23 protein-coding genes are annotated in these 26,497 nt (G+C 62.2%); 15 read left to right on the forward strand and 8 right to left on the reverse strand.

Annotated elements, in window-relative coordinates:
- The first annotated feature begins 42 nt into the window (after positions 1-42).
- A complete protein-coding gene (locus MNR02_RS22355; protein WP_241949656.1) occupies positions 43-2,223 on the forward strand; it encodes a bifunctional diguanylate cyclase/phosphodiesterase in 2,181 nt (726 codons plus the stop codon).
- A gap of 56 nt (positions 2,224-2,279) precedes the next feature.
- On the opposite strand, the gene MNR02_RS22360 is transcribed toward MNR02_RS22355, so the two are convergent.
- The 5 genes from MNR02_RS22360 to MNR02_RS22380 all read right to left on the reverse strand — a co-directional run bounded on the left by MNR02_RS22360 (position 2,280) and on the right by MNR02_RS22380 (position 6,952).
- Positions 2,280-2,777, reverse strand: a complete 498-nt coding sequence (locus MNR02_RS22360) for a hypothetical protein (RefSeq protein ID WP_241949657.1) — start codon at positions 2,775-2,777, stop codon at positions 2,280-2,282.
- Between the two features lie 81 nt (positions 2,778-2,858).
- Positions 2,859-3,563 carry a YoaK family protein gene (locus MNR02_RS22365; RefSeq protein WP_241949658.1) on the reverse strand — a complete coding sequence of 235 codons (705 nt, stop codon included), beginning with the start codon at positions 3,561-3,563 and terminating at the stop codon, positions 2,859-2,861.
- A 193-nt stretch (positions 3,564-3,756) separates the two neighbouring features.
- Positions 3,757-4,599, reverse strand: a complete 843-nt coding sequence (locus tag MNR02_RS22370) for a TIGR01459 family HAD-type hydrolase (RefSeq protein ID WP_241949659.1) — start codon at positions 4,597-4,599, stop codon at positions 3,757-3,759.
- Complete coding sequence (locus tag MNR02_RS22375) at positions 4,596-5,873, reverse strand: FGGY-family carbohydrate kinase (RefSeq protein WP_241949660.1); 1,278 nt, start codon at positions 5,871-5,873, stop codon at positions 4,596-4,598. Before MNR02_RS22375 ends, MNR02_RS22370 begins: the two co-directional genes overlap by 4 nt.
- Positions 5,870-6,952: a class II aldolase/adducin family protein gene (locus MNR02_RS22380; protein ID WP_241949661.1), complete on the reverse strand. Its 1,083-nt coding sequence runs from the start codon at positions 6,950-6,952 to the stop codon at positions 5,870-5,872. The genes MNR02_RS22375 and MNR02_RS22380 overlap by 4 nt, the downstream gene beginning before the upstream one ends.
- Before the next feature lie 196 nt (positions 6,953-7,148).
- Here MNR02_RS22380 and MNR02_RS22385 point away from each other — a divergent pair, with 196 nt between their 5' ends.
- The 6 genes from MNR02_RS22385 to MNR02_RS22410 all read left to right on the forward strand — a co-directional run bounded on the left by MNR02_RS22385 (position 7,149) and on the right by MNR02_RS22410 (position 13,864).
- Positions 7,149-7,928 (forward strand): DeoR/GlpR family DNA-binding transcription regulator, encoded by a 780-nt coding sequence (locus MNR02_RS22385; RefSeq protein WP_241949662.1) that lies wholly within the window; start codon positions 7,149-7,151, stop codon positions 7,926-7,928.
- Positions 7,925-9,328: an FGGY-family carbohydrate kinase gene (locus tag MNR02_RS22390; RefSeq protein WP_241949663.1), complete on the forward strand. Its 1,404-nt coding sequence runs from the start codon at positions 7,925-7,927 to the stop codon at positions 9,326-9,328. The genes MNR02_RS22385 and MNR02_RS22390 overlap by 4 nt, the downstream gene beginning before the upstream one ends.
- On the forward strand, positions 9,325-10,848 hold the full coding sequence (locus tag MNR02_RS22395; protein ID WP_241949664.1) for a sugar ABC transporter ATP-binding protein: 1,524 nt from the start codon (positions 9,325-9,327) through the stop codon (positions 10,846-10,848). The genes MNR02_RS22390 and MNR02_RS22395 overlap by 4 nt, the downstream gene beginning before the upstream one ends.
- A gap of 37 nt (positions 10,849-10,885) precedes the next feature.
- Positions 10,886-11,869 carry a ribose ABC transporter permease gene (locus tag MNR02_RS22400; RefSeq protein WP_241949665.1) on the forward strand — a complete coding sequence of 328 codons (984 nt, stop codon included), beginning with the start codon at positions 10,886-10,888 and terminating at the stop codon, positions 11,867-11,869.
- A gap of 68 nt (positions 11,870-11,937) precedes the next feature.
- Positions 11,938-12,876 (forward strand): ABC transporter substrate-binding protein, encoded by a 939-nt coding sequence (locus MNR02_RS22405; RefSeq protein ID WP_241604371.1) that lies wholly within the window; start codon positions 11,938-11,940, stop codon positions 12,874-12,876.
- Positions 12,877-12,967: 91 nt separating this feature from the next.
- Positions 12,968-13,864, forward strand: a complete 897-nt coding sequence (locus MNR02_RS22410; protein ID WP_241949666.1) for a sugar phosphate isomerase/epimerase — start codon at positions 12,968-12,970, stop codon at positions 13,862-13,864.
- 51 nt (positions 13,865-13,915) lie between these two features.
- On the opposite strand, the gene rhaI is transcribed toward MNR02_RS22410, so the two are convergent.
- Positions 13,916-15,208, reverse strand: a complete 1,293-nt coding sequence (gene rhaI, locus MNR02_RS22415; protein WP_371746784.1) for an L-rhamnose catabolism isomerase — start codon at positions 15,206-15,208, stop codon at positions 13,916-13,918.
- Positions 15,209-15,227: 19 nt separating this feature from the next.
- Positions 15,228-17,330 (reverse strand): bifunctional rhamnulose-1-phosphate aldolase/short-chain dehydrogenase, encoded by a 2,103-nt coding sequence (locus MNR02_RS22420; protein ID WP_241949668.1) that lies wholly within the window; start codon positions 17,328-17,330, stop codon positions 15,228-15,230.
- A gap of 179 nt (positions 17,331-17,509) precedes the next feature.
- On the opposite strand from MNR02_RS22420, the gene MNR02_RS22425 reads away from it, so the two are divergent.
- From MNR02_RS22425 to MNR02_RS22455, 7 genes are all read left to right on the forward strand, one after another.
- Positions 17,510-18,313: a DeoR/GlpR family DNA-binding transcription regulator gene (locus MNR02_RS22425; RefSeq protein WP_241604363.1), complete on the forward strand. Its 804-nt coding sequence runs from the start codon at positions 17,510-17,512 to the stop codon at positions 18,311-18,313.
- Positions 18,314-18,348: 35 nt separating this feature from the next.
- A complete protein-coding gene (gene rhaS / locus MNR02_RS22430; protein WP_241949669.1) occupies positions 18,349-19,338 on the forward strand; it encodes a rhamnose ABC transporter substrate-binding protein in 990 nt (329 codons plus the stop codon).
- 121 nt (positions 19,339-19,459) lie between these two features.
- The gene (locus MNR02_RS22435) at positions 19,460-20,974 is read left to right on the forward strand and encodes a sugar ABC transporter ATP-binding protein (protein WP_241949670.1); all 1,515 of its coding nucleotides are present in this window, start codon (positions 19,460-19,462) and stop codon (positions 20,972-20,974) included.
- A complete protein-coding gene (locus MNR02_RS22440; protein WP_241949671.1) occupies positions 20,971-21,951 on the forward strand; it encodes an ABC transporter permease in 981 nt (326 codons plus the stop codon). Before MNR02_RS22435 ends, MNR02_RS22440 begins: the two co-directional genes overlap by 4 nt.
- A complete protein-coding gene (locus tag MNR02_RS22445; protein WP_241949672.1) occupies positions 21,948-22,949 on the forward strand; it encodes an ABC transporter permease in 1,002 nt (333 codons plus the stop codon). The genes MNR02_RS22440 and MNR02_RS22445 overlap by 4 nt, the downstream gene beginning before the upstream one ends.
- Positions 22,946-23,275: an L-rhamnose mutarotase gene (rhaM, locus tag MNR02_RS22450; RefSeq protein ID WP_241604351.1), complete on the forward strand. Its 330-nt coding sequence runs from the start codon at positions 22,946-22,948 to the stop codon at positions 23,273-23,275. The genes MNR02_RS22445 and rhaM overlap by 4 nt, the downstream gene beginning before the upstream one ends.
- 14 nt (positions 23,276-23,289) lie before the next feature.
- Positions 23,290-24,645 carry an FGGY-family carbohydrate kinase gene (locus MNR02_RS22455; RefSeq protein WP_241949673.1) on the forward strand — a complete coding sequence of 452 codons (1,356 nt, stop codon included), beginning with the start codon at positions 23,290-23,292 and terminating at the stop codon, positions 24,643-24,645.
- A gap of 2 nt (positions 24,646-24,647) precedes the next feature.
- On the opposite strand, the gene MNR02_RS22460 is transcribed toward MNR02_RS22455, so the two are convergent.
- On the reverse strand, positions 24,648-25,475 hold the full coding sequence (locus MNR02_RS22460; protein WP_241949674.1) for a helix-turn-helix transcriptional regulator: 828 nt from the start codon (positions 25,473-25,475) through the stop codon (positions 24,648-24,650).
- A gap of 95 nt (positions 25,476-25,570) precedes the next feature.
- Here MNR02_RS22460 and MNR02_RS22465 point away from each other — a divergent pair, with 95 nt between their 5' ends.
- Positions 25,571-26,470 (forward strand): SDR family oxidoreductase, encoded by a 900-nt coding sequence (locus tag MNR02_RS22465; protein WP_241949675.1) that lies wholly within the window; start codon positions 25,571-25,573, stop codon positions 26,468-26,470.
- The last annotated feature ends 27 nt before the right edge of the window (positions 26,471-26,497 follow it).

Genomic DNA, 26,497 nt, shown 5'->3' on the forward strand with positions numbered 1-26,497 from the left:
GTCCAATTGCTCTAATATCCCAGGCATAATCAGGACCTGGCGATGACCCGAAAGCTCCAGTCTTCATCTCTTTTGAAATGGATCTTGCCGGCAAGTACTTCGCTCGCGATCTGCGGCCTCCTGTTCCTGACGCTCATCTGGGCGGCGGGAAAGGCGGACGAGGTGGCGTCATCGCATCAGCGGGGTTTTATCACGCTTGCGATGATGAAGCTGCAATCCGCGATCGCCCATGATCAGGAGAGTGTCACGGTTTGGGACGACGCCGTTGTCGAAAGCCAACGCGGCGACACGGCTTGGATAGAGGCCAATCTCGGGTCGTGGATGCACACCTATTTCAGCCATGATGCATCCCTCCTGCTGTCGCCCGATTCGTCGCTCGTTTATCAGTTCATTGCCGATCCGAAAGGCTCGCCTGATGCGCAGCAATTCCGCGACGCCTATTTGCCACTGGTAACGAAACTGCGGACGCGCCTGTCGCGCGGCGATACGCAAGGCACAAGTGCGCAGGTCCTTTCAATCGGGGAGGTGGACGTGTCGCGTATCGGGAACCGATCCGCGATCGTCAGCATCAAGCCGCTCATGTCGCATACGGGAAATGTCGTGCAGGCGCCCGGCACGGAATTCCTTCACGTCGCCGTCCGATTTCTCGATGGTGATCTTCCCGCGGAGATCGGGCACGAATACGCGTTTAGCGACCTTCGGTTCACGCGCGATCAGCCGAGCGAGACGGGGGCGGCCTTTATCCCGCTGACCTCTCGTGACGGAACGCCTGCCGGGTTCTTTCGCTGGGCTCCATTTCAGCCTGGAAATGACGTTCTTCGCGCTACCGTTCCGGTCCTGCTGGTGACGTTCGGTACATTGTTTGCAGGCTCAAGCCTTGCCGGCCACGCTCTGTTCCGCCGCTCTGAACGGCTCGCCGCAAGCCGCAAAGAACTCGAACATCAGGCGTCACACGATGCCCTGACGGGTCTGGCAAACAGAAACTTCTTCGCAATTGAACTGGCATCCACGCTGGCAAATGCCGCCGCAGATCAGCGTCACTGCATTCTCTTTGTCGATCTCGATCGGTTCAAGACCGTCAATGACACCTTTGGCCATCCCGTTGGCGACAAGCTGATCATGAAGGCGGCTGCCCGCATGCGCGACCTGCTGCCGAATTCCCTGATCGCCCGTGTCGGCGGCGATGAGTTCAACATACTCCTCAGCAATGCCGATGCGCAGAATGTGGAAGAGATTGCCAAGAACATCGTGACCGCACTCAGGGCGCCGTTTGAAATCGACACCGTCCACATCGCAATAGGCGCCAGCATCGGCGCCGCCGTGACAACGGGACCTTGCGATCCGATCGAGTTGACCCGCAAGGCCGACATTGCATTGTATCACGCCAAGGCGGCAGGCAGAAATACGCATGCCATCTTCGGGAGCCACATGGATGAACTACTGAGCGACCGAAGGGCGCTGGAAGCAGACCTGCGCCTCGCCCTCAAGACGCATTCCCAGCTGGAAACATTCTATCAACCCGTCTTCGCGGCCGACACCGGCGCGCTGAGTTCCCTAGAAGCGCTGGCACGCTGGAAGCATCCGACATTGGGTTATGTCAGCCCTGACCAATTCATCCCGCTCGCCGAGGAAACCGGCCTTATCCACGAGATCAGTGTGCTGGTCCTCGAAGACGCCTGCCGGACACTTGCCGAACTTCCCGATATTCACATCGCAGTCAATGCGTCGGCTCTCGAGCTTGCCTCACCAGGCTATGCGCTGCGCGTTCTTGGCATCCTCGCTAAGCGGCAGGTCCAACCCAACAGGCTCGAAATAGAGTTGACGGAAAGTGCCATGACGCCGGAGAAGAGCGAAGTGGAAACCACGATATCGACCCTGCGATCAGCCGGCGTCCGCTTTGCGATCGACGATTTCGGAACCGGTTACTCGACGTTCTCGCGAATTCAACGCATCGAGGTCGACCGGATAAAGATCGATAAATCCTTCATCGGCGAGATGCATCAAGGTGCAAGCAAAGCCGTTGTTTCTGCGATGATCAGCATGGCGAAAGCCAAGGGGTTACTCGTGACCGCCGAAGGCGTTGAAACGGACGAGCAGCGAAGCGCATTGCAGGATTTCGGCTGTGACCATCTGCAGGGCTTCCTGTTGTCTAAGCCTTTGCCACGCTCGACGGCCATTACTCTTGCCACAGCGGATCAAAGGGTAACCGGCATCCGCGCCTGACCTTGTGGAGGCGAGAAAACAAATATCACGGCACGCAGCTTGCCGGGCCCGCGCCGTCACTTCCATTCATAGGCTTTTGGTGTGTGATATGGTCGTGCACAGACGAAGGCTTCTGGATCGTTTGCGGAAGCGGCATAATCCGATGCGTCCTTATCGTCATTGAACCCGACGAACACCATCAGCATCGCGCGTTCGGCGGGATGACCTCTCTTGCGGTAGGAAAAATTGATGGCGCAGTGCGGATACTGCATTTCGAGCGGCTGCCGTGTGGTCCCTGTCAAAGCGATGAACTGACCAAGCGAGAAGAAGTGATTGATCGCGGCAGCCGCGGTTTCACGCGAAATCTGTCGGTTGGATGTGGTCTGGGCCGGGCGGCCATAGAACAGATTGTCGGTCTGGCCTTTTCGCCGCTTCGTTTCATAGACGACAAGGCTTCCAGCGGCGACCAGTTCGATATGCACATGGAATGTCTGGAAGAGGCCGCTGTCGTCGTTCAATTCCGCAAACAGGGTGCGCAACTTGGCAATGTAGTCGGCGTAGAACGAAACGGTCATGGCAATCATCCGGCTGGCTTCAAGGTGCGGCCTGCCTACCATGGCCTTCGCGCGTGGCAAACGTCTTTGTGAGCGCTTCGTTCAGTCGGTCTTGCCGATGCCGCTGGAGTAGATCGCACACAAGGCGAACAGCATCGCAGCAAGTAGGCACAGCGCGAGCCCCTGAAAGCTGGTATACATCAGCGCGCCGACGATCCCGCCTACGGCAAAGGCCAGGATTGTCACGGCGTGAAGGCGAAGGCGCGTGGCAATTTCCTCTCGCTGGACGTCTCCCCGTGCACCCCACAGCAGCGCGAGGCCGACCCCGATATCAGTGGCGAGCCCTGACACATGCGTCGTCCGCACCCTGGCGCCCGATATGCGCGTCGAGGCCGCGTTCTGGATGCCCATGGACAGCGCAAGCAGGCTGACAATGACGAAGCCGTTCACGGCATCGGGTACTGCCGAGACACAGATGCCGACGAGCATCAGGATGACGCCTTCGACACCCAGTGTGAGGGCATAAACCGTCTTAAGCCGGTGTCGCTTGCCCATCTGAATGAACAATGAGGCCAGAAAGGCGCCCGTGATGAACATCAGGACGATGGTGAAAAATGCAGCAGCCGCGCGTAGCTGCCAGTAGGACAGAAGTTCCGACACCAGGGAGACATTGCCTGTCATGTTCGCAGAAAAGTAGCCGTAAGCCAGAAAACCGACGCTGTTTACGCCTCCTGCAACGAAGGCGAGAATGGTCGCCAGCAGAAGATCCACGGCCGGTGTCCGGGTGTCGCCTTCATGAATGAGCATCGCAATTCGCGTTCCTGTATGGCCCGATGTGATGGCAGGATAACAGGACGTGCGTAGCGCTCAAGCAGCCTTGCTGCAAGCGGAAGGGTGCTGCGGAGATGTGCAAATCAGTCTGGGTTCTGACCAGACCCCAATGTAGCCGGACTTTTCGGATTTAGGCTCGTCTTGCGGTTCGAAACGTTGCTGAAATCGCTCAGACTGTGAAGCGCTCCATCAGGAAATCGGGGCGGGCGCCATGCGTTTCGCAGACCGGGGCGAGGGCGCTTTCGGGCGTGGCCGCGAGGATCCCTGTCCGTACGAGGCACGACGCCAGGCCCGCACCGGCGGCGCCGGCGATATCGTGCTCGATGCTGTCGCCGATGCAGACGATGCGGTCGGCGGCTATAGTCCCAAGCAGCGATTGCGCCTGCTTGTATATTGCGGGGTGCGGCTTGCCGAACCAGCGGACCGGGCCGCCGAGCGCCTCGTAGGCCAAGGCGATGCTTCCGGCACCGGGCGCGGTTCCGCCACCTTTTACAAGTTTGTGCCGGTCCGGGTTGGTGCAGTAGCAGGGAATGCCACGCTCCGCCGCAGGCCTTAGTCGGTCACGATAGGTCGACAGCGGAATGCGCTCCGCTTCGCTTCCCGAGATGATCACGATGTCCGCGAGCGCTGCGTCCCCCACGCTCTCGAAGCCCAGCCGTTCGGCGAGATTGCGGTCGCCGCCGCTCGAAATCGTCAGGCACCGCGTTATGCCGGATTTCTCGCCCGTTTCCTGTGCCAGAATGTGATGGGCGACGTCGCCGGAGGTCAGGAAGTGGTCGAAGCCGGAACGGTCGAAGCCGAGCTTGACCAGGCGGTCACCGTTATACTCGCCGCTGCGGCCCGAATTCGACAGGATGACGACGGTTTTGCCCAGAGACTTCAGGCGAAGCAGGGCGGCGTTGGCGCCCGGATAGGCGCCGTCGTCGTCGCGCAAGACGCCAAACTGGTCGATGAAGAAGGCATCATAGCGATCCGCCAGGGCGGCGAGCGTGGTATGCGGTGCAATGCTCAAGGCCAGCGATCCTTTCCTGCAAGCACAAGCGAGGCGGTGCCGACGGACGCTTCCGCCGAGCGCGCCGCAAGAAAAGGTACGCCGAGCGCCTTTTCGCGCATCCGCGTCCAGGCTTCGTTGACCGCGCCCCCGCCGACCGTGCGCACGGATAGCACCGTGGGGCCGCCCAGTTCAGCCAGCCTGTCATAACCCGACTTTTCGATTGCGGTAATGCCCTCGAGGATTGCCTGGAAGAAGATGACGTCATCGGCCGGGCGGGGGGCAAGTCGCGGGGGGTAGGCGGGATCGTTGACGGGAAAGCGCTCGCCGGGCGCCGGTAGCGGATAATAGGAGAGGCCGGTCGGCGCGTCCGGCCGCAATTTCGGGGTCATCGCTTTCAACTGTTCGCCGTCGAAGAACTTGCGGATGACCGTGCCACCAGAATTCGACGCACCGCCCGCAAGCCAGAAATCAAGGATGCGGTGGGAGTAGATTCCATAATTGGCCGCACTGATCGGCTGTGCGCAGGCGAGTTTCACGACCAGCGTCGAGCCGAGCGCCGTCACCCCATTCCCGATGGCCGAGGCGCCCGTCGCCAGGAACGAGGCGCAGCCATCGGTCGTGCCCGCATGGTAGCGGCACTGCGGCGGCAGGCCGAGTGCGCGCCCGCTCGCCGTGACTTCCGAGAGCGGCGCGCCGGCCCTCGCGACTGATGGCAACAGGGTTACGTCCATGCCGCATGCTTCCAGCCAGTCGGGCCAGCGCTCGGCGTCGAGATCATAGCCCGTCTTCAGCGCATTGTTTTCATCGCTGGTTGGAGCGGCAAGGCCAAGCTGCATCAGGATCCAGTCGGCCTGGTGCAGGATGGCATGCACGCCCGGCCTGCGTGAAAGGTAAATGGCGCGTGCCAGCGCCGATGTCGCACCACGCGCCGGGCTGTCCGGAGGTGCCACCGCACCGATGCGGTCGACGATCGCGCGATCGGGGCAGGGGTCGTTGTACATCAGAACCTCGCTCACGGGCACGCCGGCGGCGTCCACGGCAAGCACGGTTCCTGAGGTCCCATCGACGGCGACGCCTTCAAGTGACGAGAAGGTGCTACGTGAGGCGAGTTCTGCAAGGCACGACATGACGCCGTTCCACCAGGTCGATGGCAGGCGCGCGGACGCGGCATCCGGGAAGGGGCATGCCGCGATATCCACCGGCACGCCATCCTTCGAAAGAAGGGCGGCGCGCACGCCCGATGTGCCGAGGTCGATGCCGAGCGCGACGGCGGGCTCCGTGCCGGTATTCATGCCTGCCGGCTCGCCTTGCGGTCGAGCGCCTGACGATATTGCTCGGCCTCCCAATGGGTCAGTTCATATTCCTCATCGGCGTTGAGATAGGCCACCGATGCACCGTCCGGTATGCGGGAGACGACTTCGGCAAGGCAGCGGGCCATCACGCGGCCGCCGGCGGTGAGTTCATTGGCGAGCAGCACGCCGAGTCCCGGCGCAAGCAGCATCTTCGGGATGGAAAGGTCGTGCGCGCGGCGCGTATCGGCATAGGCATTCACCGTTTCGCCACCGGCGAGAACGCCAATTTCCGTGCCCAGGAAGATGACATGATCCGGGTAGAGCGAACCGCCCGCCGCAAACGAGACATTGGCCGGGCTGAGCGCCGTCTTGTGGCTCTCGGCATCTTCCGCAACATGAAAGTCCGAGCCTTCCGTCAGTGCCGTCAAGGCAGCGCTATCGGCTGTCGCCTCTGCGCGCACAGCGACCGAGAGTGCTTCGGTGACACGTTCGATGCGCTCGCGCACCTCTTCGACGGTCTCGCCGGTGACGATGATGCCATGATTGTAGAGGATCAGCACATCCGGCCGCGTCTCGGCAACGCGGTCGATTTCAAGCGCGAGCGGCGTGCCGGGTCGGCGGTAGGGTATGGTCGCCCAGCGCAGGTCGGGGAGTTTCGCCATGTGTCCGGCAATGACGGCGTCGCGGTCGTTGAGAACCGAGAGCGCGATGGCGTTGACGCAGTGATAGTGCGCCACGACAGCCTGCGGCAGCGCGGCGTGAAAGCTTGTCTCGATCGACGGGCGAAGACCGGACGCGTTCAGCGCCGTGACGATAAAGTCGGTCGATTTCTCCGCACTCGGATCGCCAGCCCGCAGTGCGGCCACCAGCGGTGCCACCGTCACCGGCACCATGATGTCGCGTTCGCCGGCATGGGCAAGCCATGTCCCCGATGCCTTGACCCACATCACGCCGTCGCATTTGAACGAAGTGTTGCCGCCGGCGCCCTGGGTTTTCAGCACGTCGCTGCCGATATCCCTTGAAAGCTCGAGAAACGCGTTGAAGGCCGGATCATTGCCCGACCGATTGCCCGAAGCCATGCCAGCCTCCTCCTCTAGATCACCTGATCACCGCCGGCCGCATATCACGACAGACGGTGATCAAACTTTTCGTCAGATGGTATTGATATGATCGCATATCGTCAACTGTGAAGAAAATACGTCATGATGCTTGATCGATTTGGATTGTTGTGATTATCTTCATTCATCGGCGATGGAGACGCCGGGAGGAGCATCCGTGAACGACACGCAACGCCACAAGGCTATCATCGAGCTCTTGCGCGAGACGCCGTTTGCTTCGGTGCGCGATCTTCAAGAGCGCCTCGGCGCCTCTCCCGCCACCATCCGCCGTGATATCGACAAGCTTCATGAACTGGGTCGGGCCCGGAAGGTCTATGGCGGGATCTCTGCCAGCGAGGCCGGCGACAGTGGCCGCCTTTCCGCCAGACCCTATGACGAGAACCGCGACATCGCAGTCGAGGCAAAGCGGGCGATTGCCGCAGCCGCAGCAGGCCTCGTACGTGACGGCGATTCCCTCATCATCCATGCCGGCTCGACCTGCTACCAGCTTGGCACGCTGCTCGCGCGCCGCAATCTGCGCGTCTGGACGAACTCGATGCCGCTTGCTGCTCATCTTGGCGAGCACGGCACATGCCAGCTCTCCATTGCGGGCGGCGAACTCTATCGCGAGCCCGGCATCATCCACGATCCGTCGGGGGGCTCGCCAAGCTTTTTCGCCTCGCGTTTCTTCGTCGGTACGCAGGGCATCAGCAGCAAGGGGCTGCTTGAATCCCATCCGCTGCTCGTGAAGGTGATTGGCGAATTGGCGGCCTGTGCGGACGAAATCGTGCTGCTCGCCGACAGCCGCAAATTTTCGATCCAGCCGCGCAATGTGGCCCTGCCTTTGTCGCGTATCGGCACGATCATCACAGATGACGGCCTGACCGACGCGGCGGCCAAGATGCTGGAAGATGCAGGCGTCACGATCATGATCGCGACGACGGGAGGCGTAAATTGAGCCGGTTCCCCATTGCGGTCTTCGATCTCGGCAAGACCAATTCCAAGCTATTCGTGGTGTCGCCCGAGGGGCGGGTGATCGACGAGGCGCGAACGCGGCCCGTCTGGCGTAACGAAGGGGATCTGCGCGTACTGGATGATGTCGCGCTCTTCGGCTGGATGGAAGCTGAACTGGCTCGAGCCGTTGCGGCGCATGGTGTCGACCGCATGACGTTTTCCGGCCACGGCTGCACCTTCGCGCTGGTTTCCGGCGGGGCGCTTGTTCATCCCATTCTGGACTATGAGCAGGAGCCACCCGCGGACATCGCCGGCCGCATCGACGCGATGGCGCCGGATTTTCAGGAGACGTTTTCGCCGCCGCTGCCGCTGGGCTTCAACTATGGACGCCATCTTCTCTGGCTGAACGAACGCGATGGAAGCCTGATCGGCAAGGCGGAAGCCATTCTCGCCTATCCGCAGTTCTGGACCTGGAAATTCTCTGGCCGTTCGATCTCGGAAGTCTCCTATCTCGGCTGCCATTCCAACCTGTGGGCGCCGCTGCAGGACGATTTCAGCAGTCTCGTCGACCGCATGGGCTGGCGCAGCCGGATGCCGCAATTCGCAAGAGCGGGTGAGGTCGTTGGCAACCATGCCATGACACTCGACGATGGACGCAGCGTGGACGTCGCGGTCCATAACGGCGTGCACGACAGCAATGCGGCGCTCTATTTCTACCGCTCGCTCGGCTTTACGGATTTCACCCTGGTCTCGACGGGAACCTGGGTGATCATCTTCAATCCGGCAAGTCCGCTGGAACGGCTCGATGCTGACAGGGACATGCTGGCCAATGTCACGGTCGATCATCAGCCGGTCGCGACCATCCGCTTCATGGGCGGCCGGGAGTATGATGTCGCCAGCGGGGGCTGGACGAAACCTGTCTCGGCCGAAGCGGTGGCCAGGGTCATCGCCGCAAAGGCGTTCGCTTTGCCGTCCTTCGCGCCGGGCGGGCCGATGCCGGGACACGAGGGCCGCTTTGTCGGTCCGGCTGTCGAGGGCGAGGAGCGCGCGGCCGTCGCGATGCTTTATGTCGCCCTGATGACCGATCTCTCGCTCGACATCATCGGCTCTGAAAACGCGATCGTCATCGACGGCGGCCTGGTGAAGACGGGGCTATATGCCTCCGTGCTTGCCGCCCTTCGGCCTGGGCAAACGGTGCACACCAGCGCCAACCCGGAAGGCAGCGCCTTCGGCGCGGCGGCGCTCGTCTTCGATGCCATTGGCGACAATCCCTTCGTCAATGACTGCGCGGTGGCCGAGCCGGCATCCATTTCCGGCCTTGATGAATACCGGCGGCAATGGCGGCACCATGTCGATGCCATGGCATCAGCTGACGAGGTTTCGCGAAAGGAGAAGCGCGCATGACGGCCCACGAACAGCGACCGCTTCTGGAGATGCGCGATATCAGCAAGACCTTCGGTGCGTCGAAGGCGCTGTCGCAGGTCAGCCTGACGGTTCATGCCGGTGAAGTGCATGCGCTGATGGGCGAGAACGGTGCGGGAAAATCGACGCTGATGAAGATCCTGTCGGGCGCTTATACCGCCGATCCCGGCGGTTCGGTACTGATCGATGGCGCTGCGGCGACGCTCGGCGACCCGCTGAAAGCCAAGGCCTACGGTATCGCCGTCATCTACCAGGAGCTTTCGCTCGCGCCGAACCTGACGGTCGCGCAGAACATGTTTCTCGGCAACGAGCCGTCGCGCTTCGGTCTTGCCGACCGTGCGGAGATGCGTCGTCGCGCCGACCCCATCCTCAAGCAGCTCGGTATCGATTTCGATGCTTCCCGCCGCGTCGCGGAATTGTCGCTCGGCGAGCGGCAGATGGTGGAGATCGCACGGGCGCTGACGACCAATGCCCGCATCATCGTCATGGACGAGCCGACCACTTCGCTGACCAGCCGCGAAACGGAAAAGCTCTTCGACGTCATCGCCCGGCTGAAGGCCGACGGCATCGCCATCATCTATATCAGCCACCGTATGGAAGAGATCTACCAGCTCTCCGACCGGGTGAGCGTGCTGCGCGACGGCGCCTATGTCGGAACGCTCGACCGCGCGGATCTTTCCGCCAGCAAGCTGGTCTCAATGATGGTCGGCCGCGATCTTTCGTCCTTCTACAAGAAGGAACATCGTCAGGTCACGGACGAACGCGCGGCCGTGCTTTCCGTCAGGAATATCGGCGACGGCATCAAGGTGCATGATTGCTCGTTCGAGGTGCGCGCGGGCGAAGTGCTCGGCATTGCCGGCCTTGTCGGCTCTGGGCGCACGGAGCTGGCGCGCCTTGTCTATGGTGCCGACCACCGTACCTCCGGCGAGGTGATGCTGAACGGCAAGCCGCTTTCCATTGCGTCGCCGCGCGACGCGTTGGACGCGGGCATCGCCTATCTCACCGAGGACCGCAAGGCGCTCGGCCTGTTCCTCGACATGTCGATCAGCGACAACATCAATATGGGCGTCATCGCGGCTGATGCGAAAGTGGGCGGCGCGCTGGATTTCAAGCGGGCGAGGGAGCGTGCTGCGCAAGCGGTAAAGGCGCTTTCGATCCGCACCGCCGGCACGCAGATCAATGTCGGCGCGCTTTCGGGCGGCAACCAGCAGAAGGCGCTGCTTGCCCGCCTGCTCGAAACCAGGCCGAAGGCGCTCATCCTCGACGAGCCGACGCGCGGCGTGGATGTCGGCGCGAAGTCCGAGATCTACCGCATCATCGACGAACTCGCCCAGAACGGCATCGCTATCGTCGTCATCTCCAGCGACCTGCCGGAGATCCTTGGCATTGCCGACCGTGTGCTTGTCATGCGGGAGGGGCGCATTGCCGGCGAGGTGAACCAGCCGATCGAGCAGGAAGCGATCATGGCGTTTGCCACCGGCACGACCGGCAACGCGGCCTGAAGCAGAAAACAGACAGACGAAGACGGGAACGGACATCATGACTGCAGGCGAAACCGAACAGATCCGGATGGACAAGCTGAAGCTGCGCTCGACGCTGACGGCGCTCGGCATGCTGCCGGTGCTGGTACTGCTGGCCATCGGCTTCCATGTGCTGAGCGGACGGTTCCTCTCCGTCAACAACCTGTCGATCGTCATGCAGCAGGCATCGATCAACACGGTGCTGGCCGCAGGCATGACCTTCGTCATCCTGACAGGCGGCATCGACCTTTCGGTCGGGTCCATCCTGGCGGCATCGGCCATGATCGCCGTCATCGTCTCGCTGGTGCCTGACCTCGGCATGCTTGGCGTTCCCGCGGCCATCGCCGCTGGCCTTGCCTGCGGTTTCCTCAACGGCGCCATCATCGCCTGGCTGAAGCTGCCGCCCTTCATCGTGACGCTCGGCTCCCTCACCGCCATCCGTGGCGTGGCGCGTCTGCTCGGCAGCGATACGACCGTATTCAACCCGGACCTGCCGTTCGATTTCATCGGTAACGGCTCGCTGTTTGGGGTTCCGTGGCTCGCCATCATCGCTATCGCCACGATCATCGTGTCCTGGTTCATCCTCAAGCGCACAGTGCTGGGCACCTGGATCTATGCCGTCGGCGGCAATTCCGAAGCCGCGCGTCTGACCGGCATCAAGGTGCCGCTGGTGTTGCTCTTCGTCTATTCCATGTCCGGCCTGCTTTCTGGCCTCGGCGGCGCCATGTCGGCCGCACGCCTCTATGCGGCCAACGGCCTGCAGCTCGGCCAGGCCTATGAACTCGATGCCATCGCGGCCGTCATTCTCGGCGGCACCAGCTTCGTCGGCGGTGTCGGCTCGATCTGGGGCACGCTGATCGGCGCGCTCATCATCGCTGTGCTCTCCAACGGCCTCATCCTCGTGGGGGTCTCGGACATCTGGCAATACATCATCAAGGGCCTCGTCATCATCGTCGCCGTTGGCCTCGATCGCTACAGGCTCAAAGGGCTTAGCCGGACGTGAGGTCCGGCTGAAAGAACCGGTCACAACCGGAGACAACGGCGCGACAAGCGTCACCAAAGGAGGAAAAAATGCGTCTTATGTCCAAATTGCTCGTCGGCACCGCTATGGTCGCCGCACTCGCCATGCCCGCCGCCGCCAAGGACCTCAACAAGATCGGTATCTCGGTCGGCCTGCTCGGCAACCCGTTCTTCGTCGCCACGATCAAGGGCATCGAGGACCGCGCAAAGGAAATCAACCCGAATGTCGAAGTCACCTCGGTTTCGGCCGACTATGACCTCAACAAGCAGGTTTCGCAGATCGACAGCTTCATCGCTGCCGGCGTCGACATCATCATGCTGAACGCCGTCGACGCGAAGGCGATCGCGCCCGCCGTCAAGAAGGCCCAGGCTGCCGGCGTCGTCGTCGCGGCGTTCGACGTTTCGGCTCCCGGCGCCGACGTCACCGTCATGACCAACAACGTCAAGGCCGGCGAAGAGGCCTGCAACTACATCGCCGAGAAGCTTGGCAACAAGGGCGACGTGGTCATCATCAACGGTCCGGCATCATCGTCGATCCTCGAGCGCGTGCAGGGCTGCAAGGAAGCGCTCGGCAAACACGCCGATATCAAGATCCTCTCTGACGACCAGAACGGCCAGGGATCGCGCGATGGCGGCCTTGCCGTGATGCAGGGCCTGCTCACGCGCTTCGACAAGATCGATGCCGTCTTCGCGATCAACGACCCGACCGCGATCGGCGCCGAGCTTGCCGCCAAGCAGCTGAACCGCAGCGAATTCTTCTTCACCGCGGTTGATGGCGCGCCGGATATCGAAAAGGCACTTGCCAGCGGCAATTCGATGATCAAGGCCTCCGCCTCGCAGGATCCTTACGTCATGGCCGGCGAAGCGCTGAAGCTCGGCGTAGAGGTTCTGAACGGCAACAAGCCGGCCGAACCGGTTGTGCTGCTCGATCCGCAGCTCATCACGGCTGACAACGTCAAGGATTACAAGGGCTGGACCGCAGCCCGCTAAACCTTCCTCCCGATGGCCGGGCACGCTTGCGAAAGCGGTGTGCCCGGCCGACCGTGTTTCAATTCCTTCCTTTCAGAAAGCAGCCGGGATCATGTCGAAAATCGGTGTTCATTCCTTCGTCTGGAGCGCAGGCTCCTCGCGTGACGAGCTCGAAAAGGCGCTCGAGAACACGCACAGGCTCGGCTACAAGCTCATCGAGTTTTCCTATCTCGACCCCAAGCAGGTCGATGTGAAATGGCTCGCCGGCCGGCTGCGGGAGCTCGAACTCGATGTGGCGATCAGCATGGGCCTGCCGCCGGAAGGCGACATTTCCAGCGATGACGCCTCTGTCGTCGCCAACGGCACGGATATTCTCGACAGGGCGGTGGCGCTGGTGCGCGACCTCGGCGGCACGAAGCTCGCCGGCATCCTGAGTTCCGCCCATGGCAAGCAGGAACACGCGCTGACCCGCAAGAGCTGGGATACCAGCGTGTCGGCGCTGACCAAGGTCGCAGAGCGTTCCAAGGCGGCAGGCGTCACCCTCAATCTGGAGATCGTCAACCGCTTCGAGAGCAACATGCTCAACACCGCAGCGCAGGGCATGGCTTATATCCGCGATACCGGCGCATCGAACGTGCTGCTGCACCTCGATACGTTCCACATGAACATCGAAGAGGCGGATGTCGGCCTCGCGATCCGGCACGCCGCCGACAAGATCGGCTACATCCATATCGGTGAAAGCCATCGTGGCTATCTCGGAACAGGCACGATCGATTTCGCCGCGATCTTCGATGCGCTGGTGGCCATCGGCTGGGATGACTACGTGACGTTCGAATCCTTCTCGACCACCATCGTCGACAAGGACCTGTCGCTGAAGACCGCGATCTGGCGCAACCTGTGGGACGATAATGTCGCGCTTGCCCGCCACGCCCATCGCTTCATCGAACTGGGCCTCGAGACGGCCCGGCTCAAGGACGCGCTGGTCCGCCAGGCGCACCTTCCGGCCTGACGGAGCAGAAACTGCCGGTGGCTTGCGCGTGCAGGCCGCCGGTGCCTTGCATCAGACGATGCCGCCGCCCGCGCCAGATATTGCGGGGCGTTGCGCGGCGACCTTGGCGCGATAACCGGACGCGCGGAAAGCGTTGACCGGATCGATCGCTGCGCCCTTCTCGAACCGCGCCATCGCCAGGATCGGCTCGACATCGGTGCGGAACGCTTTTTTCAGCGTGGTCGTCGCCATCAGGGCATCGTTGCCTTCCTGGAAGCCCTCCAGCGCCTTTCGGTCGACAAGAAGGGCGGCAGCGTAGGCGCGTTGCACTTCCATGGCCGAAACCATCAGGCTTTCGATAGGGTCCGTGACGTTGTGCGACTGGTCGAGCATATGGGCGGGACGGAAGCCTTCCGCACCGCGGATCTCGGCGTCGACCAGTTCGTTAAAGACGAGGAAGAGGCGATAGGGATCGATCGAACCCGTATCGAGGTCGTCGTCGCCATATTTGGAATCGTTGAAATGGAAGCCGCCGAGCTTCTTCGCCTGGATCAGGCGGGCGACGATCATCTCGATATTGACGTTTGGCGCATGGTGACCGAGATCGACGAGGCAAAAGGCCTTGGGCCCCAGCGCCTCGGCGATCATGTAGTTTGTGCCCCAGTCCTGCACGACGGTCGAGTAGAAAGCCGGCTCGTACATCTTGTGCTCGGTGAAGATGCGCCAGTCGTCCGGCAGCGCCTTGTAGACCGTTCGCATCGCGTCGAGATAGCGTTCGAACTGCCTGGTGAAATTCGTCTGGCCGGGAAAGTTGGAGCCGTCGCCGATCCACACCGTCAGCGCCTTCGAGCCGATGGCCTTGCCGATCTCGATGCATTCGATGTTATGCTCGGCTGCCTGCTGGCGGATATCGGCATTGGCATGCGACAGCGAGCCGAACTTGTAGGAATGCGTCTGGTCCGCCTGGTCCTGGAACGTGTTGGAATTCATGGCATCGAAGGCAAGACCCGTTTCTTCGGCCTTGGCCTTCAGCGCGGCCGGATCGGCCTTGTCCCAGGGGATATGCAGAGAGACTGCGGGTGTCGCGCCCGTCAGGCGGTGGATGACGGCGCAGTCGTCCATCTTGTCGAAGATGCCGCGTGGTTCGCCGGCGCCCGGAAAGCGCGCAAAGCGCGTGCCGCCGGTTCCCACGCCCCAGGAGGGAATGGCAACGCCATAGCGCGCCACCTTCGCCTTGATTGCATCGATATCGATGCCGCGGCGCGACAGATGTTCGCCGAGCGCTTCGTAGTCTGCTTTCAGCGCCGCGATAGCCTGATCATTGTGCGCGTCCACGACGCCCTTTTCGATTCCCGTCATCATCATCCTCCCCGAACAGTCGGTGTCAGCGCGTGAACGCCTGGACGTTGCCGGCGTCCACGTTGATGATGTTACCGGTCGACTTCGAGGAGGCCTCCGAGGCGAAGAAGTAGGTCGCTTCCGCAACGTCCTCCGGCAGCACGGAACGCTTCAGCATGGAGCGCTGGCGATACATTTCCTCCAGTCCCTGCTTGTCCGTCTTGTAGGTCGAGGCGCGCTGGTCGAGCCATTCGCCGGACCAGATCTTGGAGCCGCGCAGCACGGCGTCCGGATTGACCACGTTGACGCGAATGCCCGCATCCGCGCCCTCCAGCGCAAGGCAGCGCGCGAGGTGGATTTCGGATGCCTTTGCCGTGCAATAGGCCGATGCGTTGGGGGAGGCGGCAAGGCCGTTCTTGGAGCCGATGAAAATCACCGAGCCGCCGATCGCCTGCTGGCGCAGCACCTTGAATGCCTCGCGCGCGACGAGGAAGTAGCCGGTGGAAAGAATGGCGAGGTTTCGGTTCCAGAGTTCCAGCGACGTTTCCTCGACCGGGGCGGACGACGCGATCCCCGCATTGGAAACGACGATATCGACGCCGCCGAATTCGACCGCGATCTCCGTATAGGCAGCAATCACGGCGACCTCGTCGGTCACGTTCATCCTCACGGTGTGAACGACATCCTTGCCATGGCGGCCTGCAAGGTTTTCGGCGGTCGAGGCAAGGGCGGCCTCGTCGATATCGGCGAGCACGACGCAGGCGCCCTCGGAAAGCAGCCGGGCGGCCGTGGCAGAGCCGATGCCGCCGGCGCCGCCGGTGACGATTGCGATCTGGCCGGCAAGCGACTTCGGCTTCGGCATGCGCTGGAGCTTGGCTTCCTCAAGCAGCCAGTATTCGATGTCGAAGGCCTCCTGTTCGGGCAGGCCGACATAGGTCGAGACAGTCGAGGCGCCGCGCATGACATTGATAGCGTTCGTATAGAACTCGCCGGAAATGCGCGCCGTCGCCTTGTCCTTGGCGAAGGTGATCATCCCGACGCCCGGCACGAGGTAGACGATGGCGTTGGGATCGCGCAACGCCGGACTGTCGGCATGCCGGCAGCGCTCGTAATAGGCGGCATAGTCCTTGCGGTAGGCCTCCACAGCCGGCTTGAGGCTTTCCAGCGTTGCCGCGATATCGGGCTTTGCAGGATCAAAATCGACGACCAGCGGACGGATTTTCGTGCGCAGGAAATGGTCGGGGCAGGAGGTGCCGAGCGCTGCGAGCGCTTCCATGTCCTTCGCGCAGACGAATTGCAGCACGGCGTTGCTATCATCGAAATGGCCGACCATATGGGCCTCTTGCGAGATCATGCCTCGGATGGCGGGCATCAGGCGTGCAGCAACGGCGCGGCGTTCCATGTGGGCAAGCGCGTTGTGTTTCTCACCGCCGAAAATCGCCTTGCCGGCGGTTTCCGTCTCGAACCAGGCGATCGCCCGGTTGATGATGTCGATGGTGAGGCCGTAGCAGGCCTCAGCGTCGTCTGCCCAGGTAAAGAGACCGTGGCTTTCGAGAACCACGCCTTTCGCATCGGGGTTTTCGTGGCAGAATGTCTCCAGCCAGAGGCCGAGTTCAAAGCCCGGGCGCTTCCACGGCAACCAGCCGATCTCGCCGCCGAAAATCTGCCGGGTCAGCGCCTTGGAATTGGCGGACGCCGCAATGGCGATGATGGCGTCGGGATGCATGTGATCGACATGCCTTTTCGGCACATAGGCATGCAGCGGCGTATCGATGGAGGCGGCGCGGGCGTTGAGGTTGAATGTGCAGTGCGGCAGGTAGCCGACCATTTCGTCTTCGAATTCCACGCCGCGATAGATGCGCTTCAGCGCGCGCAGCTTGTCCATGTAGAGCGTGGCGAAGCCGTCTAACTTTATCGTACCGACATCGCCACCGGAGCCCTTGACCCAGAGGACCTCGACTGTCTCGCCGGTGAGCGGGTCTTTCTGCATCACCTTCGCGGAGGTGTTGCCGCCGCCGTAATTGGTGACACGCTTGTCTGATCCGAGGAGGTTGGAGCGGTAGAGAAGCTGCTCCGGCTCGCTCATGCCGGCCGCACGGGCCTTATCCCACAGGTTCGTCAGCCGTGACCCGGCTTCTTGTGTCGACATCTCTTCCTCCCGACGCGATGCGCATATTCGGCTTTTGCGCTATCGATGCGGCAGAATTGTCGGCAAGTCAATCGTATTCAATCAAAAACGATCATGTTGCGCTGCGATATGATTATTTATGATTGGATATGATTGACAAGTTCCGTGATCAGTGGAAAGTTCAGGAAAGGGAGGACTTCATGCACGAGAAAGAGCGCCATCGCATCATTTTGTCCGCGGTCCAGGAAAAGCCTGTCGTGACCGTCGGCGAAATGGTTGAACTGACGGAATCGTCGGAAGCGACGATCCGCCGGGACATTGCGACGCTGCATGTGCAGAAGAAGCTGCGCCGCGTTCGCGGCGGCGCGGAGGCAATCAATCCGCCGCAATTCCCAGGACTTGCCGGCCGGCCGTTCTCCGTCAACGAAACGATCAACATCGCTCAGAAGCGCGCGATCGCGCTGAAGGCGGTGGAATTGTGCGCCGATGGTGATCCGATCATCATCAACGGCGGCACGACGACCTTTCAGATGGTCCATCTCTTGGCCGCGCGCCGGATGCAGATCTTCACCAATTCCTTTCCGATCGCCGAGCACCTGCTGAAGAATTCCAAGAACACGATCATGCTGTCGGGTGGCGTCATATACCGCGAGCAGAACATCATCCTCAGCCCTTTCGAGAACGATGTGACGCGCAATTTCTACGCCAGGCGCATGTTCATGGGCGCGCAGGGTCTCGGCAAGCTCGGTCTCATGGAGGCCGATCCGCTGCTGATCCAGGCCGAGCAGAAGCTCATGGGCCAGGCCGACGAACTTGTCGTGCTGGCCGATTCCTCGAAATTCGGCAAGCGATCCAGTCTGGTGCTCTGCCCGCTGGAACGGGTGACCACTGTCATCACCGATGACGGAATTCGTGACGAGGACCGACAGATGCTGGAGGAGGCAGGCGTCGGGCTCATCATCGCGGATAAAACAGCAAGGGAACAAGCCCCGATCGTTGCGTAAGCGCGGCCGGAAGAACTTCAACGGGAGGAACCACCATGAAATTTCTGCACAAGCTTGCAATCTCGACGGCGATTGCCGCCGCGCTGATGGCCGGGCCGGCGTCTGCCGCCGAGCGCATCGCTCTGGTCGTCAAGTCCCTCGGCAACGGCTTCTTTGATGCCGCAGCCAAGGGGGCCGAGGAGGCCGCCAAGGAAATCGGCGACATCGAGGTCATCTATACCGGCCCGACCTCGGCAACCGCAGAAGGCCAGATCGAGATCATCAATTCGCTGATCGCCCAGCAGGTCGATGCGATCGCCATCTCGGCCAACGATCCCGATGCGCTCGTTCCGGTCCTAAAGAAGGCCATGGACCGCGGCATCAAGGTGATCTCCTGGGATTCCGGTGTCGCCAAGGATGGCCGCATGCTGCATCTCAACCCGTCCGATACGAACCTGATCGGCGAAACCATCATCAAGCTTGCCGCCGATCACCTGCCCGATGGTGGCGAAGTCGCGATCCTGTCGGCGTCGTCTACCGCGACAAACCAGAACGCCTGGATCGAGGCCGCCAAGGAAGTGCTGCCGACCAAGTTCCCGAAGATCAAGCTTGCAGCCGTCGTCTATGGTGACGATGACTCGGTGAAATCCACCAACGAAGCCAAGGGCCTGATTTCGTCCTATCCTGATCTCAAGGCCATCATTGCACCAACCACCGTCGGCGTCGTGGCAGCCGCACAGGTCGTCACCGACCAGAAGCTGATCGGCAAGATCAACGTGACCGGGCTGGCGCTGCCCTCCGAGTTCAAGAAGTTCATCGATAACGGTGCGTCGGAAGGCGTCGCGCTGTGGAACCCCATCGACCTCGGCTACTCAGCCGTCTTCCTCTCCGACCAACTCGTCAAGGGCAAGAAGGCGGAGCCGGGCGCGACCTTCTCCATCGGCAAGGTCGGTTCGATCACGCTCGATGATACCAATGCCGCGGCCATGGCCGCGCCCTACCAGTTCGACAAGTCCAATATCGAGAAGTTCTCGAAGATCTACTGAGCCTTGAGAGGCAAAAGCGGCGGAGCGAAGGTCTCCGCCGCATCCTTCCTGCGCGCTGGAGCCGGTTTCCGGTTGCCTTCTCGCGCACTCATTCTCGAAGACAGGTCGGGTCCTGAAGCCGATGATTATCCCAAAAGAGCCGAAGGTCGAGCTGTCGGGGATCTCCAAATCCTTTCCCGGCGTGCGTGCGCTCCACAAGGTGGGGCTGCGCCTCTATCCGGGAGAGGTCACCGCGCTGATCGGCGAGAACGGTGCCGGCAAGTCGACGCTGGTCAAGACAATGACCGGCATCTATCAGCCGGACGAAGGCGAAATCCGTATTTCGGGCAAACCCGTCGTGCTGTCGTCGCCGCATGCCGCCTTCCAGGCCGGCATCACCGCGATTCACCAAGAAACGGTTCTCTTCGACGAGCTGTCGGTTGCGGAAAACATCTTCCTCGGCCATGCGCCCCGCGCCGCGTTCGGCCTGATCGACTGGCGGGGAATGAATGCGCGGGCCAGGACGCTTCTTGCGGAAATCGGCGCCGGCCATATCGCGCCCGACACCAAGCTGAAGGACCTGTCCATCGCCAACAAGCATCTGGTGGCGGTGGCGCGCGCGCTTTCGGTCAATGCCGAGGTCGTCATCATGGACGAGCCGACGGCAGCCCTGTCCTACAAGGAAATTCAGGACCTGTTCGATCTGATCGACTTCCTGAAGTCGCAGGGCAAGGCGATCCTGTTCATCTCCCACAAGTTCGACGAGATCTACCGCATCGCCGACCGCTACACGGTCTTCCGCGATGGCGAGATGGTGGGCGAGGGACTGTTGAAGGATACATCCCAGCAGGAGATCGTGCGCATGATGGTCGGCCGCTCGGTCGATCAGGTGTTTCCGAAGAAGCAGGTGACGCCCGGAGACGAGGTGCTCAAGGTCGTCGGCTACTGCCATCCGACCGAGTTTGCCGATATCGGCTTTTCGTTGCGCGCCGGCGAAATCCTCGGCTTCTACGGCCTCGTCGGCGCGGGCCGCAGCGAAGTCATGCAGTCGCTGTTCGGCATCACGAAACCATCCAAGGGTGCTGTGCGCATCGATGGCGAAGTGGCGGTCATCCGCTCGCCCGCCCAGGCTGTCGACAAGGGAATCGTCTACGTGCCCGAGGATCGCGGCAAACAGGGCGCCGTCACCGGCCTGCCGATCTTCCAGAACGTGACGCTCGCCTCGCTGAAGAAGACGTCGCGGCACGGCTTCCTGCGTCTGGCGGAGGAGTTCAAGCTGGCGCGCGAATATACCGAGCGGCTGGACCTGCGCGCCGCCTCGCTCGACCAGAATGTCGGCAACCTCTCCGGCGGCAACCAGCAAAAGGTGGTGATCGCGAAGTGGCTGGCGACGAAGCCCCGCGTCATCATCCTCGACGAGCCGACCAAGGGCATCGACATCGGCTCGAAGGCGGCCGTACATGAATTCATGTCGGAACTCGCCTCGCAGGGGCTTGCCGTGATCATGGTGTCGTCCGAGCTGCCCGAGATCATGGGCATGAGCGACCGCATCATCGTCATGCGCGAGGGCCGTATCGTCAGTGAATTCGAAAACAATGCCGGCCTGAAGCCTGAAATGCTAGTCAGGGCGGCCGCAGGCATCGGGGAAGCCGCATGAGCGCCATCGTCAAAATGCGGGAATTCTGGCTGGCGGTACTCATCGCAGCGCTGGTCTTTGCCGCTAACCTGCGCGCGCCGGGCTTCGCGTCGCCGTCCCGCCTTGCCGGCATCGTCGAGGATTCGTCCATCCTGATGATCCTTGCGCTTGGCCAGATGGTGGTGATCCTCACCCGGTCCATCGACCTCTCTATGGCTTCCAACCTTGCCCTCTCGGGCATGATCGTGGCGCTGATCAACCAGGCCGCTCCCGGCATTCCAGTTCCGATGCTGATGGCGGTGGCGGCTTTCAGCGGCTTGCTGCTTGGCGCGCTCAACGGTGTATTTATCTGGGGGCTCGGCATTCCGGCCATCGTCGTGACGCTCGGCTCGCTCACCATCTATCGCGGCGTCATCTTCCTGATCGCCGGCGGACAATGGGTCAATGCGGATGCGTTTTCGCCCTCGTTCATCGCCTTCACGCGCATCGAGGTTTTGGGGCTGCCGCTGCTCGTCTGGTATGCGGTCGTCATTGTCGTGGCCTTCGTCGTCCTGATGTCGCGCACGGCACTCGGCCGCTCGTTCTACGCGGTCGGCGTCAATCCGACGGCGGCGGTCTATGCCGGCATCAATGTCGGGCGCACAATGTTCCTGGCCTTCTGCATCTCCGGCCTTCTGTCCGGCTTCTGTGGGTATCTGTGGGTTTCGCGCTATGTCATCGGCTCGGTCGAGGTGGCGCGCGGCTACGAGCTGACTGTGGTGGCGGCCTGCGTCATCGGCGGTATCTCGATTTCCGGCGGCGTGGGTACTGTCGCGGGCGCCGTGCTCGGCGCGTTGTTCCTCGGCGTCATCAATGGTGCGCTGCCGGTCATCAACATCTCACCCTTCTGGCAGATGGCGATTTCGGGCGCTGCCATCATCCTTGCCGTCGTTCTCAACGGACGCGGCGCCAAGCGCAGCCAGCGTCTCATTCTCAGGACAGCGGAGGCGTCGGCATGAGTGTGCAATCCACCGAAACCCGCCGCATTCCCGACCGGCTCGGCACGCCGCTAAGCGCGGCGGTCTTCTCGTGGCCGAGCCTGCTGCTGGTGGTCGGCCTCGTGCTTTTTGTCGTCAATTCGCTCGCCTCGCCCTATTTCCTGTCGCCGTGGGCGCTGTCGGATGCGACCTTCAACTTCACGGAAAAAGCGCTGATCGCGCTCGCCATGGCGCTGCTGATCATCTCGGGCGAGATCGATCTTTCGGTGGCCTCGATCATCGCGCTCGCCTCGACCATGATGGGCCTGGCGCTGCAATACGGCGCGGGAACGTCCGAGCTTGTGCTGATCGGGATCATGTCCGGCCTCGTCTGTGGCGCGTTCAATGGCTTTCTCGTTACCGGCCTCGGCCTGCCGTCCATCGTCGTGACGATCGGCACGATGAGCTTCTTTCGCGGCATTTCCTATATCGTGCTCGGCGACCAGGCGTTCAAAGGCTATCCGGCCAGCTTCGCCTATTTCGGCCAGGGCTATGTCTTCTGGGTCTTCTCCTTCGAATTCACGCTCTTCGTCCTTTTCGCGCTCCTCTATTACGTGCTCCTGCACCGCACGAATTTCGGCCGGCAGGTCTTCGCCATCGGCAACAACGACGTGGCTGCGCGCTTCTCCGGCATTCGCGTCGAGCGGGTGAAGTTCATCCTCTTCCTGCTGACGGGCCTCATGTCGGGCATCGCCGCGGTGCTGCTGACCTCCCGACTCGATTCCACGCGCCCCTCCATCGCCGCAGGCTGGGAGCTTGAGGCGGTGACCATGGTCGTGCTGGGCGGTGTCTCCATTCTCGGCGGTGCGGGAACGATCCAGGGCGTGGTGCTGGCCGCACTGATCATGGGCCTCGTCACCTTCGGCCTTGGTCTTCTCAACGTGCCGGGTATCGTGATGTCGATCTTCATCGGTCTGTTGCTCATCTTCGTCATCGCCCTGCCGATCGTCTTCCGCAAGATCAGGAACCGCCGCCGATGAGCCATGCCGGTCTCGAGAAACACGCCTTCAAGATGGCGCTTAATCCTGGCATGAAGGCGGAGTACAGGCGCCGGCACGATGCGATATGGCCTGAGCTGGTGGATCTTCTGCACGCCGCCGGCGTCTCCGATTATTCGATCTTCCTCGATGAGGAGACGAATGTGCTGTTCGGCGTCCTGTGGCGGCGCAAGGATCACACGATGGCCGCGCTGCCGCAGACGGCGCTCATGCAGAAATGGTGGGCGCATATGGCCGACATCATGGCGACGAACGACCGGAACGAACCGATCGCCATCGATCTCACGCCCGTCTTCCACATGGAATGAGCGGGAAGGCCGCCATGCGCCACATCGCCGTCATCGACATCGGAAAGACCAATGCGAAGGTCGCGCTGGTCGAGCGGGAGAGCCTGACGGAAATCGCCGTCGCACGCAGGCCGAACGCGGTGGTGAAGGGCTCGCCCTATCCGCATTATGACATTGAGGGCCTGTGGGATTTCATTCTGGATGGGCTGAAGCGTCTTCAGGCTGAGTTCGGTATCGACGCCATTTCGATCACCACCCATGGCGCCTCGGCTGTGCTTCTCGATGCTGAGGGCAAGCTCGCCACACCGGCGCTGGATTATGAATTTGACGGGCCCGACAGCCTTGCCGCGGAATATGATGCTGTTCGTCCGCCCTTTGCCGAGACGGGTTCGCCACGCCTGCCACTGGGCCTGAACCTCGGCGCGCAGCTTTTCTGGCTGTTCAGGGCATTTCCGGGATTGCAGGAGCGGACGCGCACGATCCTCACCTATCCGCAATACTGGGCTTTTCGCCTGAGCGGCGTGGCGGTCAATGAGGTGACGTCGCTCGGTTGCCATACCGATCTCTGGATGCCGCAGGCGGGCCGTTATTCCGCGCTGGTCGAGCGCGAAGGCTGGACGGCGCTGATGGCGCCGGTTGCGCGCGTCGCCGACCGGCTGGGGCCTGTCCTGCCTGAGATCGCCGCGGCGACAGGGCTTGGGCCCGACACACCCGTTGTCTGCGGTATTCACGATTCCAACGCCTCGCTTTATGCCCATCTTGTTGCCCGCGAAGCGCCCTTTTCCGTCGTCTCTACCGGAACATGGGTCATCTCCATGGCCGTGGGAGGCGCCAAGATCATGCTCGACCCGGCGCGCGATACACTGGTCAATGTCAACGCGCATGGCGACCCCGTTCCTTCCGCCCGCTTCATGGGGGGGCGGGAATTCGAGCGCCTGATCGGCGATGGCCCAAAGACCTATATGCGTGCCGATGTCGACGCCGTGCTCGCGCGGGGCGCCATGCTCCTGCCGGCGGTCGAGAACCAGTCCGGCCCGTTCCAGGGGCGCAAGGCGGAATGGACGGTGGAGGAGGCAACGCTGACGCCTGCCGAGCGGTTCGTCGCCGTTTCCTTCTATCTCGCCCTGATGACGGCGATGGGGCTCGAGATCGTTGGGGCGCAGGGCCTGGTTCTGGTCGAAGGCCCGTTTGCCGAAAATGCGGCCTATCTCGACATGCTCGCCGCCGCGACCGGGCGTCCGGTGGAGGCGGTTGCCGGTACCGGCACTAGTCTCGGCGCCGCCTTGCTGTATGCCGGCCCTCGCCCCGCCATCGCCAGGGAAGCAAATCCGCGCCCCTTGCGGGAAGGTGCCATGCGTCGGTATGCCAGCGCGTGGCAGGCACGGCTCTAGGCTCAGAGGTTGGCGATCAGCGTGCGAAACTGCGCCATGATTTCTGCGCTGGCGGGGTTGTAGACCATCATGTTGAGGTCGGGCCGGCCTTCGACCGCAAAGCTCGAGAACTCCAGCTCTATAGCCCCAAGATAGGGGTGATGGAGGCGCTTGATGCCTTCCCGCGCGGCCGCAATCTCGTTGTCGTCCCACATTGCCTTGAACTCCGGGCTGCTGGCAGAGAGTTCATCGACCAGCTGCCGGATTTCCATTCCTGCGCCGGCACGCGCGGCGTCCGCGCGGAATGCCCCGACGACATAACGGGCGACATTGCGCCAGTCATCCTGGGCGGCGCGCACCCGCTCATCAGAAAAGATCATGCGCAGGATGTTGCGCCGGTCCCGGGGCAGCCTGGCATAATCCGTCAGGATGAAGGTGGCCGCCTTGTTCCATGCCACCACATCCCAAGTTGCGGTGCGGATGATGGCGGGGCTGAAAGGCATGGCGTCGAGGACCCGCTGCAGCCGGGGCGTGATGCTTTCGTGCTGGCGATAGTGCGGCTCGGGCGGGTGGCCGAATGCGAGGACATGAAGGTGATCGCGCTCCGGCTCGGTCAGCATCAATCCCACGGCGATGCGATCGAGCACATGGGCGGATGGAGCCCCGCCGCGTCCCTGCTCCAGCCAAGTATACCATGTCGGGCTGATATTGGCGCGCTGGGCGACTTCCTCGCGGCGCAGGCCCGGCGTGCGCCGGCGGCCAGGCTGAAAGCCGAACGTGGCCGGATCGAGCCGCATGCGCCGGTCGCGCAGGAAGATGCCCAGAGCATTGTCGTTGGCGGTTTCGGTCATGCGATCCTGTTGCTAATTATACTAGGATAAAGTCACTACTTTAACAGGACAATTTTTCATGAGATCCCGATGCGCGTCAATGCAGGAGATATTTCATGCGTGTTTTTCTGACAGGTGCCACCGGGTTCATTGGTTCCCGTATCCTCGGCGAATTGCTGGCCGATGGTCATGAGGTGATCGGCCTCACGCGCTCCGATGCCGGAGCGCAAGAGCTGGCGAGCGCTGGCGCTTTAGCCCATATCGCAACGCTGGACGATCCGGCGAGCCTCGCGAAAGGAGCCGAGCATGCCGACGCCGTCATCCACACGGCGTTCGATCACGACTTTGCGAATTTCGTGGCCAATTGCGAAAAGGATCGGCGGGTCATCGCCGCGCTGGGAGCTGTGCTCAAGGGATCGGACCGGCCGTTGCTTATTACGTCGGGCGTCGGCCTGGGCAATCCCGGTAACGGAGAGCCGGCGCGCGAGGACGTGTTCGATACGCACCATCGCAATCCCCGCATCGCCTCGGAACTGGCGGGCCAGGAGCAGCTGGAGGCGGGCGTCAATGTCGGCGTCGTTCGGCTTCCGCAGGTGCACGACACGGTCAAGCAGGGCCTCATCTCGCCCTATATCGCGATGGCACGCCAAAAGGGTGTCGTCGCCTATATCGGGCAGGGCGCCAACCGGTGGTCGGCAGCACATGTAAGCGATGTGGCGAAGCTCTATGCTCTGGCACTTGCGCGTGCCGAGCGCGGTGCCCGCTACAATGCCGTCGCGGAAGAGGGCATTGCCATTCGCGATATCGTCAGCGTGATTGCCGGCGGCCTCGGACTTCCCGCCGTGTCGCTGCCGCAGGAAGAGACCGACCGCCATTTCGGATGGTTGGCCCTCTTCGCCGCAGCCGACATGGCGGCTTCGAGCACGTTGACGCGGCAAAAACTCGGCTGGACGCCGACAGGGCCGGGTCTGCTGGATGATCTCCGAAACATGAATTATGCCGCGCTCCCGGCGTGAATTCATGGGCGCGAACAGCCTCGTCTC

Origin of the sequence: Shinella sp. H4-D48 (genome assembly GCF_022637395.1) — a bacterium.
GTDB classification, from domain to species: domain Bacteria; phylum Pseudomonadota; class Alphaproteobacteria; order Rhizobiales; family Rhizobiaceae; genus Shinella; species Shinella sedimenti.

What these genes read in the sequence shown, in the direction of transcription:
- MNR02_RS22355 (WP_241949656.1), top strand. Translation starts at nt 43, where the DNA reads ATGACCCGAAAGCTCCAGTCTTCATCTCTTTTGAAATGGATCTTGCCG.
- MNR02_RS22360 (WP_241949657.1), bottom strand. Translation starts at nt 2,777, where the DNA reads ATGACCGTTTCGTTCTACGCCGACTACATTGCCAAGTTGCGCACCCTG.
- MNR02_RS22365 (WP_241949658.1), bottom strand. Translation starts at nt 3,563, where the DNA reads ATGCTCATTCATGAAGGCGACACCCGGACACCGGCCGTGGATCTTCTG.
- MNR02_RS22375 (WP_241949660.1), bottom strand. Translation starts at nt 5,873, where the DNA reads ATGAATACCGGCACGGAGCCCGCCGTCGCGCTCGGCATCGACCTCGGC.
- MNR02_RS22380 (WP_241949661.1), bottom strand. Translation starts at nt 6,952, where the DNA reads ATGGCTTCGGGCAATCGGTCGGGCAATGATCCGGCCTTCAACGCGTTT.
- MNR02_RS22395 (WP_241949664.1), top strand. Translation starts at nt 9,325, where the DNA reads ATGACGGCCCACGAACAGCGACCGCTTCTGGAGATGCGCGATATCAGC.
- MNR02_RS22400 (WP_241949665.1), top strand. Translation starts at nt 10,886, where the DNA reads ATGACTGCAGGCGAAACCGAACAGATCCGGATGGACAAGCTGAAGCTG.
- MNR02_RS22405 (WP_241604371.1), top strand. Translation starts at nt 11,938, where the DNA reads ATGCGTCTTATGTCCAAATTGCTCGTCGGCACCGCTATGGTCGCCGCA.
- MNR02_RS22410 (WP_241949666.1), top strand. Translation starts at nt 12,968, where the DNA reads ATGTCGAAAATCGGTGTTCATTCCTTCGTCTGGAGCGCAGGCTCCTCG.
- rhaI (WP_371746784.1), bottom strand. Translation starts at nt 15,208, where the DNA reads ATGATGATGACGGGAATCGAAAAGGGCGTCGTGGACGCGCACAATGAT.
- MNR02_RS22420 (WP_241949668.1), bottom strand. Translation starts at nt 17,330, where the DNA reads ATGTCGACACAAGAAGCCGGGTCACGGCTGACGAACCTGTGGGATAAG.
- MNR02_RS22425 (WP_241604363.1), top strand. Translation starts at nt 17,510, where the DNA reads ATGCACGAGAAAGAGCGCCATCGCATCATTTTGTCCGCGGTCCAGGAA.
- rhaS (WP_241949669.1), top strand. Translation starts at nt 18,349, where the DNA reads ATGAAATTTCTGCACAAGCTTGCAATCTCGACGGCGATTGCCGCCGCG.
- MNR02_RS22435 (WP_241949670.1), top strand. Translation starts at nt 19,460, where the DNA reads ATGATTATCCCAAAAGAGCCGAAGGTCGAGCTGTCGGGGATCTCCAAA.
- MNR02_RS22440 (WP_241949671.1), top strand. Translation starts at nt 20,971, where the DNA reads ATGAGCGCCATCGTCAAAATGCGGGAATTCTGGCTGGCGGTACTCATC.
- MNR02_RS22445 (WP_241949672.1), top strand. Translation starts at nt 21,948, where the DNA reads ATGAGTGTGCAATCCACCGAAACCCGCCGCATTCCCGACCGGCTCGGC.
- rhaM (WP_241604351.1), top strand. Translation starts at nt 22,946, where the DNA reads ATGAGCCATGCCGGTCTCGAGAAACACGCCTTCAAGATGGCGCTTAAT.
- MNR02_RS22455 (WP_241949673.1), top strand. Translation starts at nt 23,290, where the DNA reads ATGCGCCACATCGCCGTCATCGACATCGGAAAGACCAATGCGAAGGTC.
- MNR02_RS22460 (WP_241949674.1), bottom strand. Translation starts at nt 25,475, where the DNA reads ATGACCGAAACCGCCAACGACAATGCTCTGGGCATCTTCCTGCGCGAC.
- MNR02_RS22465 (WP_241949675.1), top strand. Translation starts at nt 25,571, where the DNA reads ATGCGTGTTTTTCTGACAGGTGCCACCGGGTTCATTGGTTCCCGTATC.